A 12,748-nucleotide genomic window follows, 5' to 3' on the forward strand; every position below is an offset into this window, starting at 1 on the left:
TAACGCAAAGACGCGAAGACGCAAAGATTACGGGTCAGCGGAAGCCTTGCCGTCCGAAGCCTCCGGGCCGATGTTCCTGTCCAGGAACTCGAGCATGCTGTCGTAGAAGTCGACCCGGTTGTCGACGTCGTAGAAGCCGTGGCCCTCGTCTTCCTTGACCATCGATTCGTAGTCCTTGCCGGCTTCGTCGAGCGCTTCCTGCAGGCGCTCCATGTGGCCGATGACGACGCGCACGTCGCTGCCGCCGTGAACCAGGTAGAGGTCGGCCTCGATCCGGTCGACGTTGTGAACGGGGGAGTTCTGCCGAAGCCGCTCCTCGTCGTTGCCGACGGCGGTGGACATGAAGCGCTCGAAGGCGGCGCGGGCTTCGCGGCCGCCACCCTTGTTGCGCGAGAAATCGTTGCCGTCGCCGCTGCGGAACCAGGGCAGGTCGTAGACGCCGACGTAGCCGACCGCGCACTGGTAAAGGTCGGGTTCCTTGATCACGCCCATCAGCGAGGCGTAGCCGCCGTAGCTGCCGCCGTAGATGCAGATCCGGTCCGCGTCGGCGATGCCCTGCTCGATGGCCCAGTGGGTGGCGTCGGTGACGTCGTCCTGCATCTTGCCGCCCCATTCCTTCCAGCCGGCCTGCTGGAAATCGTCCCCGCGGCCGCCGGACCCGCGGTAGTTGACCTGCAGGGTGGCGTAGCCGTGATGGGCCATCAGCTGGGCTTCCATGTTGTAGCTCCAGCGGTCGACGATGCCGAAGGGGCCGCCGTGCACGTTGACGATCAGCGGCAGATCCTCTTCCTGCTCCTTGGGCAGGGTGAGCATGGCGTGCAGCTCGAGACCGTCGCGTGCTTCGATCGTGACCGGCTTCATCGATACCAGGGCGTCCTTCGGCAGGTCGGGCAGTGCGGCCATGAGAAAGCGCATTTCCATCGTCTCGGTTTCGAGCAGGTAGAACTCGCCGGGATTGCGGTCCCCGCGCACCCAGACGATGGCGCGCTCGCCGTCCTCGGAGGCGGATGTCAGCGTCACGTCATTGCCGGGAAACGCCTGCACGAGACCGCTGATGATCTGCACCGAGCGCTTTTGATCTTCGACCTTGTCGTCGAACAGGTGGTAGTTCATCGGCCCGAAGCGGGTCGAGGCGCCGAGTATCTCGCCTCCCGGCCCACGGATCAGCCCGGAGACATCCATGTCCTCGTGACGGTAGAGCAGTTCGGTTTCGCCGCTGTTGAAGTCGTAGCGGAACACGCCCAGGCGGTCGTCCTCGGGCATGTCGTGATTGGACGAGAAGTAGACCTGGTCGTTGTCGCTGGAGAAGCCGAGGAAATCGACCGTCGCCGAGGGCCGCTCCGGCTGCAGCTGAACCTGGCGCCACTCGTCCTCGTGCCGGACGTGCAGGCGGAATTCGCGATCGTCCAGGCTGTCGCCCCACTCGAGAGCGGCCGCGCCGCGAAGGTTGCCGTCGTTGTCCGCCACCAGGGCGACGATGTCGTTGTCCACCGGAAGGCCGCCGGCCGGGCGCAGTTCGCCATCGTACATGTCGATGTGGATCGGCCGGGGTTCGCCGCGGTCGGCCCCGTGGTAGCGGGCCAGCAGGATGCGACGATCATCGTCGGGCAGCGGGTGGAGCATCTGGTAGGCGCCGCGTACGGAGGTATCGAAGATCTCGCGACGCTTCTGGCCGTCGAGGTCCGCGGCGTAGAGTTGCTGGGCCCGACCGGTATTGTCGAGGTTGCCGGTCACCTCGCCCACCGACATGACGAGGCGCTCGTTGCTGCCCCACCAGAATTGCAGGACGTGCTGGTTCTCGCCGAACTCGAAGCTGGCGATGATATCCATGTCTTCCAGGGCCATGGTGGCCAGCTTGACCTGCGTGCCTTCCTCGTAGGTCAGCGCCACGTGCTTGCCGTCGGGTGAGATCCGCATGTCCCGGATGTCGGAGTGGTCGACGAACTGTCGGGTTGGAATCGTTTCGGCCGCGACAAGGGGCAGGTAGAGCAGGGCGACCAGGACGGTCAGCGCGGCGATGCGAAGCCGATATGGCATTGGGGCACTCCCGGTGGATGATTTCAAACCGGGTCATTCTGGCAGAAAGCCGGCGGCGTGTCAGGCCGCCGGCGTCGATCACCCGGACGGATTCAGAAGGCCGACTCGTCGAGCGCCATTATCGTATCGCCGCCGGCGGCGATGCTTTCGGCCAGGCTGTGGGTGCCGGGCAGCATCTTCGCCATGAAGAATCGGGCCGTGTCGAGCTTGGCCCGGTAGAAGGCCTCGCGGCCGGCTTCGGCATCGAGGGCCTGGCGGGCGATATGGGCCTGCTTCGTCCAGGCCCAGGCCATGGCGGTCAGGGCGAACATCTCGAGGTAGTCGACCGAGGCGGCGCCGGCTTCGAGCGGGTCGGCGGCCATCTTCTGGTAGATCAGGCCCGTGGTCTGCTTGAGCCGCTCCGTCGCTTCGGTGAGCGGCCCGGTGAACTCGCCCATCGCGTCGTCGTCGGCGCACTCGGCCAGCAGGGTCTCCACCTCGGTGAAGAAGGACTTGACGGTTTCGCCGTTGTCCGCGGTGAGCTTGCGGCCGACCAGGTCGAGCGCCTGGATGCCGTTGGTGCCCTCGTAGATCCGGGCGATGCGGGCATCGCGCATGAACTGCTCGACGCCGGTGTCGACGATGTAGCCCGCCCCGCCGTGCACCTGCATGGCCAGGCTGGTGACCTCGAAGCCCATGTCGGTGAAGTAGGCCTTGATGATCGGCGTCATCAGCGAGACCCAGTGACCGGCTTGCTCGCGGGCGCCGGCGTCCGGATGGCGGTGCTCGATCTCGAGCTTGAGCGCGGTGAACACGGCAAGCGCCCGCGCCCCCTCGACGAAAGCCCGGGAGATCATCAGCATGCGTCGCACGTCCGGGTGAACGATGATCGGATCGGCCGGCTTGTCGGGGTAGCGGGCGCCGTCGAGACTGCGACCCTGCAGCCTTTCACGGGCGAAGCTCACGGCGTTCTGGTAGGCCACCGAGCCGAGACCCAGGCCCTGGATGCCGGTGCCCAGCCGCGCGCCGTTCATCATGGTGAACATCAGGTTCAGGCCCTTGCCTTCCTCGCCGATGAGCTCGCCGACGGCGTTGTCGTAGACCATTTCGCAGGTGGCCGAACCGCGGATGCCCATCTTGTGATCGAGGCCCGCGCAGGTGACGCCGTTGCGTTGGCCGACTTCGCCGTTGTCGTCAACCAGGTGCTTGGGCACGATGAACAGGCTCAGGCCCCGGGTGCCCTCGGGCGCGTCCGGCGTGCGCGCGAGCACCAGGTGAACGATGTTGTCGGCCAGGTCGTGCTCGCCGGCGGAAATCCAGATCTTGGTGCCGGAGATGCGGTAGCTGCCGTCGTCGTTGCGTTCGGCTCGGGTGCGAACCAGCCCCAGGTCGGTGCCGCAATGCGGCTCGGTGAGATTCATCGTTCCGGTCCACTCCCCGGACACCATCTTGGGTAGCCAGGTTTGCTTCTGCGCCTCGCTGCCGTGGGCGTGGATCAGTTCCCAGGCGCCGTGGGAAAGTGCCGCATACATGCCCCAGGACGTGTTGGCGGCGGTAATCATTTCCGACAGGGCGATGCCCAGGATATGCGGCATGCCCTGGCCGCCGAACTCGGTCGGGGCGGTCAGTCCGGGCCAGCCGTTGTCGCAGTAGCTGTGGTAGGCCTCGGCGAATCCTTCGGGCGTGACGACCGCGTCCGCCTCGAGACGGCAGCCGGCCTGATCACCGGGCGCATTGAGCGGCTGCAGGACGGTCTCGCAAAAGCGCGCGCCCTCGCTGAGGACGGCGTCGACGATGTCCTCGTCCACTTCGGCGAGGGACGGTAGATCGCTACAGGCTTTCAGGTCCAGGAATTCGTGGATCAGGAAACGGAAGTCTTCGACGGGTCCGGTGTAACTCGGCATTCTGGGCTCCTTGGTGAGGTGGTCGCCAGTGACCATACGCTGACGTATGGTACCAGACACGGTGTGTGTGTGATGAACCGGGAATTGTCGTGGCGCAAGGCAGTCCCAATATCAAAAGGGCATACTTAACAACCGGTCGAAAGGAGTCCCGAGATGAGTTCAATCGATATCGCCGACAAGTTGCAGCACCTGGAATTCTTCGGTGTCCTGGAGACCGAGCACCGGGAGTGGCTGGCCGAACATGCCACCGAGCGGTCTTACGACGAAGGTCAGCTGCTGGCCCGGCAGGGGAGCAAGGCCGATCGCTTCTTCCTGGTGCTCGAAGGTGAGCTGGTCGTGGAGGTGCCGGCCCTGACCGGGCCCTCGCTGGAAGTGACGCGCCTGGGTGCGGGCAAGATCTTCGGCTGGTCCTGGCTGATCGAGCCTTACCGCTGGCACTTCAACGCCCGGGCCGCGGGGGCGACCCGGGTGCTGGAATTCGACGGCCTGGCCATCCTGGAGCGGGCCGAGGCCGAACCGAAGTTCGGTTATGCCCTGCTCAGGCGATTTTCCGCGCTGATGGGTACGCGTCTCGAATCGGCCCAGCGCAAGATGATGGACCAGTGGTCGCCTGCCGGGCTGCCGTAAGCGCGCCGGACAGATCATTCCACAGATCGTCGGCCTCTTCCAGTCCGACGGAAAGGCGCAGCAGTCCCTGGCCGATACCGCCGGATTCGCGGCCGCTGTCGGTGACCACTCGATGGGTCAGCCCGGCGGGGTGCTGAATCAGGGTGTCGACCGACCCCAGGCTCACCGCCGGGGTCATCAGCGACACCCGCTCCATCACTTCGGCGGCAACCTCGTACCCGCCGGCGACGTCGATGGCGAGAATGCAGCCGCCCCCGCTCATTTGCGTCTCCAGCAAGCGACGCTGATCGGCGCTTCGGCGCCCCGGGTAGTACACGCGTTCGACGGCCGGATGCCCCGCCAGTCTTTCGGCCAGGTCGATGGCCGTCTGCTGGGCGCGCTCGATGCGCAGTTTCAGGGTCGGCAGGCTGCGATGCAGCAGGTAGGCCGCCCAGGGGTGCATCAGCGCGCCCGTGGCGACGCGCACCGGCCGTAGTTTGGCCGCCAGGGATTCATTGCAGGCCACCACGCCGGCGATCACGTCGCCGTGCCCGCCGAGAAACTTGGTCGCGCTGTGCAGCACCATCGCCGCGCCCAGCTCCAGCGGCTGCTGCAGGGCGGGCGTGGCAAAGGTCGAGTCGACAACGACGGGGACCTCGCCGGCTTGCCGGACGACGTCGGCGATGTCGACCAGCTCGAGGGTCGGGTTGGCCGGCGTTTCGATCAGCACGAAGGCGGTGTCCGCCGACACGGCTTCGGACACCTTGTCGGCCGTCGTCCAGGTGACGTGGTTGCCCAGCAGCCCGCTTTCGAGCAGGTGGTCGCTGGTGCCGTAGATCGGCCGCACGGCGACGATTTCCCGCCCGCGTTCCTGCATGGCCAGGATGATGGCGGTCAGGGCCGCCATGCCCGAGGCGAAGCCGACGGCCGCGTCGGCGTTCTCGAGACGCGCCAGCGCCTTTTCGAAGCGCGCCACGGTGGGATTGAGCAGGCGTGCGTAGACGGGATTGTCCGCCTCGCCGCCACCGGCGACCAGCGCGTCCAGGCTGGCGGTGCCGGTCGCCAGGTCCTTGAGGGGATAGGTCGTCGAAAGGTCGACGGGCAGGGCGTGGACGCCGAGCTCGCGCAGGTCTTCGCGCCCCGCGTGGACGCCCCGGGTGTGGTCGTAGGAGTTCATTACCGTGCATCCTGTTTGAAATTCGGACGCTATTCTAGGAAAATGTTCGGCGTAAATGTTCCAAACCGAAAAAAGATCGGTCATGAGCTCTTCAATTGAACTAGATTCAAAAGACGTGCGGATCGTGCGGCTTCTGCGGAAGAATGCACGGATGTCGAACAAGGAGCTGGCGGCCAAAACCGGCCTGGCGCAGTCGAGCTGCCTCGAGCGCGTGCGCCGCTTGCGCATGGCCCGCGTGCTGACCGGCTACCACGCCGACGTCGACGCCGACGCGCTCGGCATCGGCCTGCAGGCCATGGTCGCCGTGCGCCTGGCCCGGCATGCGCGCGCCGACGTGGAGGCTTTCGAAAAGCACCTGGAGAGCGTCATCGAGGTGGTCACCATCTTCCACGTCGCCGGCGCCAACGATTACCTGGTGCACGTGGCCGTGCGCGACTCGGCCCACCTGCGCGAGCTGGCCCTGTCGGCCTTCACCGAACGCCCCGAAGTCGACCACATCGAAACCCAGCTCATCTTCGCCCACCGAAGAAACCACGAACTCCCCGTCTACCTGGATCTGGAGGAGTCGTGAGATCGAGGGGCGGAGGGTGTCGGGGCGCATGGCGGGCTCATACGAAATCGAAGATTTCCAAATCGCCCGCCATACACCCCGACACCCTCCTATGCGCTGAATAGAGCACCGAGCGGAGGGCGGGGGAACGGGGCTTCGATCGCGTGATTTGGAAATCTCCGATTTCGTATGAACGCGATCGAAGCCCCGTTCACCCGCCCGCAGCGCCCTGCAAAAGGCGACACCCCAACGAAAAAAGGCCCGCCAGTAGCGGGCCTTCCCTGAAACCTGAAACCTTCAGGCCGCCCGGGCCATCTCCCGCAGGACGTAATGCAGGATGCCGCCGTTCTTGTAGTACTCGATTTCCTTCGGCGTATCCAGGCGTACTTTTGCCTTGAAGGTGGTTTCCTTGCCTTCCGGGTGGGTGGCCTTGACCTCGACCTCCTTCTCCGTGCCGTCCTTCAGGCCGGTGATGTCGAAGGTCTCGGTGCCGTCCAGGCCCAGGCTTTCGGCATCGTCGCCCTCGGCAAAGGTCAGCGGCAGCACACCCATGCCGATCAGGTTCGAGCGGTGAATGCGCTCGAAGCTGGCGGCGATCACGGCCTTCACGCCCAGCAGGCGCGTGCCCTTGGCCGCCCAGTCGCGCGACGAGCCCGAGCCGTACTCCTTGCCCGCGATGACGACCAGCGGCGTGCCGTCTTCCTGGTACTTCATGGCCGCGTCATAGATCGGCATCACTTCGTCGTCCGGGAAGTAGGTGGTAAAGCCGCCCTCGGTGCCTTCGGCGATCTCGTTCTTGATGCGCACGTTGGCGAAAGTGCCGCGCATCATGACTTCGTGGTTGCCGCGGCGCGAGCCGTAGGAGTTGAAGTCGGCCGGCTGGATGCCCTTCTCCTGCAGGTAGTGGCCTGCCGGTGAGTCGGGCTTGATGGCGCCGGCCGGGGAGATGTGGTCGGTGGTGACCGAATCACCCAGCTTGGCCAGAACGCGCGCGCCGGTGATGTCACCGATGGGATCCGGATCCATACTCATGCCTTCGAAGAACGGCGGGTTGCGCACGTAGGTCGAATCCTCGTCCCACTCGAACATCTCGCCGGTGGGCGTGTCCATGCTGTTCCACAGCTCGTCGCCTTCGAACACGCTCTTGTAGTTGCGCGAGAACATCTCCGAGGTGACGTTTTCGCGAATGAAGTCCTGGATCTCGTGGGCGTCGGGCCAGACGTCCTTCAGATAGACGGGGTTGCCGTCCGGGTCTTCGCCCAGCGGTTCCTCGAGCAGGTCGAGGTCCATACGGCCGGCGATGGCATAGGCCACCACCAGCGGCGGGGACGCCAGGTAATTGGTCTTGACCTCGGGGTGAATGCGGCCCTCGAAATTACGGTTGCCCGAAAGCACCGAGCAAACCACCATTTCGTGTTCGCGGATGGCCTCGTCGATCGGTTCGGGCAGCGGGCCCGAGTTGCCGATACAGGTCGTGCAGCCGTAGCCGACGGTGTAGAAGCCCAGGGCCTCGAGGTCGTCGTCCAATCCGGACTTTTCGAGGTAGTCCGTGACCACCTTGGAGCCCGGCGCCAGCGAGGTCTTGACCCAGGGCTTGACGTTCAGGCCCTTCCTGCGGGCGTTGCGGGCCAGGATGCCGGCGCCCAGCATCACCGCCGGGTTCGACGTGTTGGTGCAGGAGGTGATGGCGGCGATCACCACCGCGCCGTCCTTGAGGATGAAGGTCTGGTCCTTGTAGTTGACTTCAGCCGCGCCCGGGATCTGGGTCGCGCCCACCGCGGTGCGTCCGCCTTCGTCGTTGAAGCGGCCCACATCGGAACCGTTGTTGGAGTCGCGATTCTTTGTCATGTCCGAAAGCAGGGCCAGGAAGGAGTTCTTGGCCTTGCTCACCAGCACCCGGTCCTGCGGCCGCTTCGGGCCGGCCAGGCTGGGCACGACGTCGCCCAGGTCGAGTTCCAGTACGTCGGTGTAGACCGGATCGGTGTCTTCGTCGTTGCGCCACAGGTCCTGCGCTTCGGCGTAGGCGCGGACCAGTTCGACGCGCTCCTTGCTGCGGCCGGACAGCTCGAGGTAGCGGATGGTCTCCTCGTCGATTGGGAAGATCGCGCAGGTCGAGCCGAACTCCGGCGACATGTTGCCGATGGTGGCGCGATCGGCCAGCGGCAGGTGCGACAGGCCGTGGCCGAAGAACTCGACGAACTTGCCGACCACGCCCTTCTCGCGCAGCATGTCGGTAATGGTCAGCACCAGGTCGGTGGCGGTGGTGCCTTCCGGCAGTCTGCCCGTCAGCTTGAAGCCGATGACCTGCGGAATCAGCATCGAGATCGGCTGACCCAGCATGGCCGCCTCGGCCTCGATACCGCCCACGCCCCAGCCCAGGATGCCGAGGCCGTTGATCATGGTGGTATGCGAGTCGGTGCCGACCAGGGTGTCGGGCCAGGCCATGGGCTGGCCGTCGGCCTCGCCGTCGAAGACCACGCGTGAGAGGTGCTCCAGGTTGACCTGGTGCACGATGCCGGTATTGGGCGGCACGACCTTGAAGTTGTCGAACGCGCCCTGGCCCCAGCGCAGGAAGCCGTAGCGTTCCTTGTTGCGCTGAAACTCGATCTTGTTGTTGAGATCGAGCGAGTCGGCCTGGCCGTAGCTGTCGACCTGCACGGAATGGTCGATGACAAGTTCGGCTGGCGACAGCGGGTTGATCTGGTCGGCCTTGCCGCCGAGTGCCTTCATGGCCTCGCGCATCGCCGCGAGATCAACGATGGCCGGCACGCCGGTGAAGTCCTGCAGGACCACGCGGGCGGGTGTGAAGGAGATTTCCTTGCTCGGCTCGGCTTTCGGATCCCAATTGGCCAGGGCGGCGACGTCGTCGGCGGTGATGTTGCTGCCGTCCTCGTGACGCAACAAGTTTTCCAGCAGGATTCGAAGCGAGTAGGGCAGCTTCCTGACCTGTTCGTGTTGTTCAGCCAGCTTGGACAGGCTGTAGAAGCCGTATTCCTTGCCGTTGGCCTTGAAGTGATCGAGACAGCCGAGCTCGTCACGCATGGGACTCTCCTCCAGTCAGAATGGGGTGAACCGGGTGGCGTGATCGTCGTGGCGACGCGCTCCCGGAGCCAGCCTTTGATTTTAGCATGGCGATGCGCGACCAGTTGGCGGGCCGGGCCGCCTCGGGGATTCAGGCGGTCAGCAGCGAGCGCGCCTGCTCGAGCATTTTCTTGCGCTCGAAAACCAGGCGCCACTGCCGGCCGCCGACCTGGTGCCACAGAATCGCCGAGCGCAGGCCGGCCAGCAGCAGGGCGCGAACGAAAGCGACCTTGTCGGCCTGCTTGAGGTAATCGGGGCGGCCGCTGACCGACAGCCTGAACCCCAGGGTCGACACGTGGCGCTGGTAGATATCGGCCAGTTGAGAGGTGACGCTTTCGTCGAGTGTTTCGGAGGCGTCGTGCCATGCTTTCTCGACCAGTTCGAGTTCCTCGCCGATCGCGTCCAGGCGTTTCCTGTCGCGCCGAACCTGCTTGGTCAGCTTGGCCAGTCCCAGCGCGTAGTTGAGCGACTGCAGGCTTTCGTGGTCGTTGCGCGCGCTGAACAGCTCGGTCAGCACGCGCAGCCCCATCCGAACGCCGCCGATGCCGCCGTAGGCGTCCTCGGTGGCTTCGGGGTTGCGGTTGAAGATGCTGGCCACGCTGGCCTGGGCGGCCTGCCCGGAGCAGGTGCCCGAAGTCGCGGTCTGGCGAACCAGTTCGCTGGCTTGAAGCATGCCCGCGAAGGCAATGGTGGCGTCTCTCATGCTTGGACCGGTTCCTTTTGGTGTGCGTTGCGAATCTGATCGGGCAGCGGCGCATCATTGGCCGTGATGGTGCCGCCACCCAGGCATTCGTCTCCATCATAAAGAACAACGGCCTGGCCGGGGGTCACCGCGCGCTGCGGCCGCTCGAAGGACAGCAGCAGTCGGTCTCCGTCGAGCGCTTCGATCCGACAGGCCTGGTCGGGCTGGCGGTAGCGCACCTTGGCGTGCAGGCGCTCGCCCGCTTCGGGCCGGCGGCGGATCCAGTTGAGCATCCCGGCTTCGAGCCGGGTCGACATCAGGGTCGGGTGGCCGGTCTGCTGCTCGGCGTAGAGCACGTTGCGGTCGATGTCCTTGTAGGTCACGTACCACGGGGCTTCCGGGAAGTCCTTCAGCCCGCCGATGTTGAGCCCCTTGCGCTGGCCCAGGGTGTAGTGGATCAGGCCCCGATGGGTCCCGATCACCGTGCCGTCACTGGTGCGGATCTCGCCCGGCTCGGATTCCAGGTAGCTGGCGATGAACTGGTCGAAATTGCGTTCGCCGATAAAGCAGATGCCGGTCGAGTCCTTTTTCGCGGCTACCGGCAGGTCGGCGCGCGCGGCCAGTTCGCGCACTTGCGGCTTGGTCAGCTCGCCGAGCGGAAACAGCGCGTGCGAGAGCTGTTCCTGGTCCAGTGCGTGGAGAAAGTAGCTCTGGTCCTTGTTGTGGTCCACGCCCTTGAGCAGCGAGACGCTGCCGTCGGCGTTGTCGCGCCTTCGTGCGTAGTGGCCGGTGGCGATGGCCTTCGCACCCAGGTCGCGGGCGTGCTCGACGAAGGTACGGAACTTGATCTCGCGGTTGCACAGGATGTCCGGGTTGGGCGTGCGCCCGGCCTTGAGTTCGGCCAGGAAGTGCTCGAACACGTCGTCCCAGTACTCGGCGGCAAAGTTGCGGCCGTGGAAGTCGATCCCCAGGATCTCGGCCACGCTCCGCGCGTCGGCGGCATCGTCCTCGGCCGTGCAGCCGCTGACGGTGTCGTCCTCTTCCCAGTTCTTCATGAACATCCCGGCGATGTTCTGGCCCTGCTGCTTCAACAGCCAGGCCACGGTGGACGAATCCACCCCGCCGGACATGGCCACCATGATCAGATCACTCATGTTTTGGCATATGGGGTTGGGGTTGGTTCTTTGCGAGGGGCTTTGTGTTTGGAGTTTAAGGTGGCGGGGGCGTGAAGTGGCGGCTGCGATTCGAAAAATGCGGGGCGAGCGGCGTGGTCGCTTCTGCGTGCGGTGGAGCCGTCCGGGTGCCGGCGAGATTGCCATGGCGCTATCGGAGGAATGGTGTCTTCGGGATCCGCTCGTCAAGCTGATGGGCGGCGATCTCAGCGGCCCTTCCGCGCCCCGATTTTTCGAATCGCAGCCACCACTCCCCGCCCTGTCAGGTTGGAGGAGGCCGCAACCACCAATAAAGGCCACCCCTCCTGTCAGAGCGGGTGGTGCTCGGAAAAATGCGTTCCTGGATGGCACGGAAGCTCCACCCAGGCCAGGCCATCTTTGCGAGGCTCGAGTGTGTATTTCGAACGCCGAGCGCCGAAAGGGCGTCAAACGCAGTGATGCTGGTACATTGACGCCTCCATTGCTTGCGGAGGCGTCGGCGGCGTTGGCCATCCAGGGGCGCATTTTTCCGAGTACCGCCCGCGGCAACTCCAAACCCATCCCGACCCCAACAGATCACTCCCCAAATAGATCCGGGCTCATCAAGTCGATAAACCGCTCGGCCTGGGGCGAAAGGTAGGCGCCGCGGCGCAGTACCACGCCGTAGGAGCGGCGCGGGAAATAGCGGCTCATGTCGCGTACCACCAGCTGCTTGCGGTCGGTTTCGGTCAGGCAGATGCTGGTGACGATCGAGATGCCCATGCCCAGCGCCACGTAGCGCTTGATGACCTCCCAGCCGCCGACCTCGAGGTTCACCCGGAAGGGCAGGCCGTGCTTCTGGAAGACCAGGTCGACCATCTGGTAGGTGCTCAGGCGCCTCGGCGGCAGGATCAGGCCGTGCGGGCTGATATCGGTCAGGTCGATCTCACGGCGGCGCGCCAGCGGGTGGTCGCGGCTCATGATCAGGGCCGGGTTGAAGTGCCAGATCGGCCGGTAGTCGATATCGTCGGGGACGTCGAGCATCGAGCCGACGGCGAAGTCGACGTCGTCGTTGCGGATCATGCCCAGCCCGTCGGCGCCGGTCACGTTGTGCAAATGCACGAAGATGCCGGGATGCTGGCGCCGGAAGCGCATCATCAGCGAGGGCAGCAGGTGCAGGATGGTCGACTCGCCGGCCGCGATGCGGATCTCGCCGCTGTCGAGCGAGCCGTAGCGGCGCTGGAACTCATCGGGCAGGGCGTCCAGGCGGTCGACCAGGGGGCGGGCGATTTCGAGCAGGGCCTTGCCGGCGGGGGTGAGCTGCAGGCGCGGGCCGTGTCGTTCGAACAGCGGTCGGCCCAGCTCTTCCTCCAGCGCGCGGATCTGCTGGCTGATCGAGGGCTGGCTGAGGAACAGCCGCTCGGCCGCGGCGGAGACGCTGCCGGTCCGCGCCGTCTGGATGAACGCGCGCAGGTGCTTGAGGAGGTTGCCCTTGTAAGTGGTCAAAACGCTTGACGCCAAAGTGTTCCGGACGAAGTATCACATAATCACATACTAAACATCAAAAGATTTAATTCGACAAATAGTTTCGCGGCGCCTAGT

9 protein-coding genes are annotated in these 12,748 nt (G+C 65.2%); 2 read left to right on the forward strand and 7 right to left on the reverse strand.

What is annotated here, in order from left to right; genetic code table 11:
• Positions 1-27: 27 nt before the first annotated feature.
• Together ACDC67_RS03115 and ACDC67_RS03120 are read right to left on the reverse strand one after the other, a co-directional pair.
• Complete coding sequence (locus ACDC67_RS03115; protein WP_376690484.1) at positions 28-2,037, reverse strand: alpha/beta hydrolase family protein; 2,010 nt, start codon at positions 2,035-2,037, stop codon at positions 28-30.
• Between the two features lie 92 nt (positions 2,038-2,129).
• A complete protein-coding gene (locus ACDC67_RS03120; protein WP_376690486.1) occupies positions 2,130-3,920 on the reverse strand; it encodes an acyl-CoA dehydrogenase C-terminal domain-containing protein in 1,791 nt (596 codons plus the stop codon).
• Positions 3,921-4,073: 153 nt separating this feature from the next.
• Here ACDC67_RS03120 and ACDC67_RS03125 point away from each other — a divergent pair, with 153 nt between their 5' ends.
• Complete coding sequence (locus tag ACDC67_RS03125) at positions 4,074-4,547, forward strand: Crp/Fnr family transcriptional regulator (protein ID WP_376690487.1); 474 nt, start codon at positions 4,074-4,076, stop codon at positions 4,545-4,547.
• Here ACDC67_RS03125 and ACDC67_RS03130 read toward each other — a convergent pair.
• On the reverse strand, positions 4,459-5,703 hold the full coding sequence (locus ACDC67_RS03130) for a trans-sulfuration enzyme family protein (RefSeq protein ID WP_376690489.1): 1,245 nt from the start codon (positions 5,701-5,703) through the stop codon (positions 4,459-4,461). The two genes, ACDC67_RS03125 and ACDC67_RS03130, sit on opposite strands and share 89 nt — an antisense overlap.
• 82 nt (positions 5,704-5,785) lie before the next feature.
• Here ACDC67_RS03130 and ACDC67_RS03135 point away from each other — a divergent pair, with 82 nt between their 5' ends.
• On the forward strand, positions 5,786-6,274 hold the full coding sequence (locus ACDC67_RS03135; protein WP_376690491.1) for an Lrp/AsnC family transcriptional regulator: 489 nt from the start codon (positions 5,786-5,788) through the stop codon (positions 6,272-6,274).
• Between the two features lie 276 nt (positions 6,275-6,550).
• Here the strand turns inward: ACDC67_RS03135 and acnA are convergent, their stop codons facing one another.
• From acnA to ACDC67_RS03155, 4 genes are all read right to left on the reverse strand, one after another.
• On the reverse strand, positions 6,551-9,295 hold the full coding sequence (gene acnA / locus ACDC67_RS03140) for an aconitate hydratase AcnA (protein WP_376690493.1): 2,745 nt from the start codon (positions 9,293-9,295) through the stop codon (positions 6,551-6,553).
• Positions 9,296-9,425: 130 nt separating this feature from the next.
• Positions 9,426-10,037, reverse strand: a complete 612-nt coding sequence (gene hflD / locus ACDC67_RS03145) for a high frequency lysogenization protein HflD (protein WP_376690494.1) — start codon at positions 10,035-10,037, stop codon at positions 9,426-9,428.
• Entirely contained in the window at positions 10,034-11,170 is a 1,137-nt protein-coding gene (gene mnmA / locus ACDC67_RS03150) for a tRNA 2-thiouridine(34) synthase MnmA (protein ID WP_376690496.1), read from the reverse strand. The genes hflD and mnmA overlap by 4 nt, the downstream gene beginning before the upstream one ends.
• Before the next feature lie 573 nt (positions 11,171-11,743).
• Entirely contained in the window at positions 11,744-12,652 is a 909-nt protein-coding gene (locus ACDC67_RS03155; RefSeq protein ID WP_376690498.1) for a LysR family transcriptional regulator, read from the reverse strand.
• Positions 12,653-12,748: the final 96 nt, after the last annotated feature.

This window comes from Wenzhouxiangella indolica (genome assembly GCF_042310355.1).
GTDB lineage: Bacteria > Pseudomonadota > Gammaproteobacteria > Xanthomonadales > Wenzhouxiangellaceae > Wenzhouxiangella.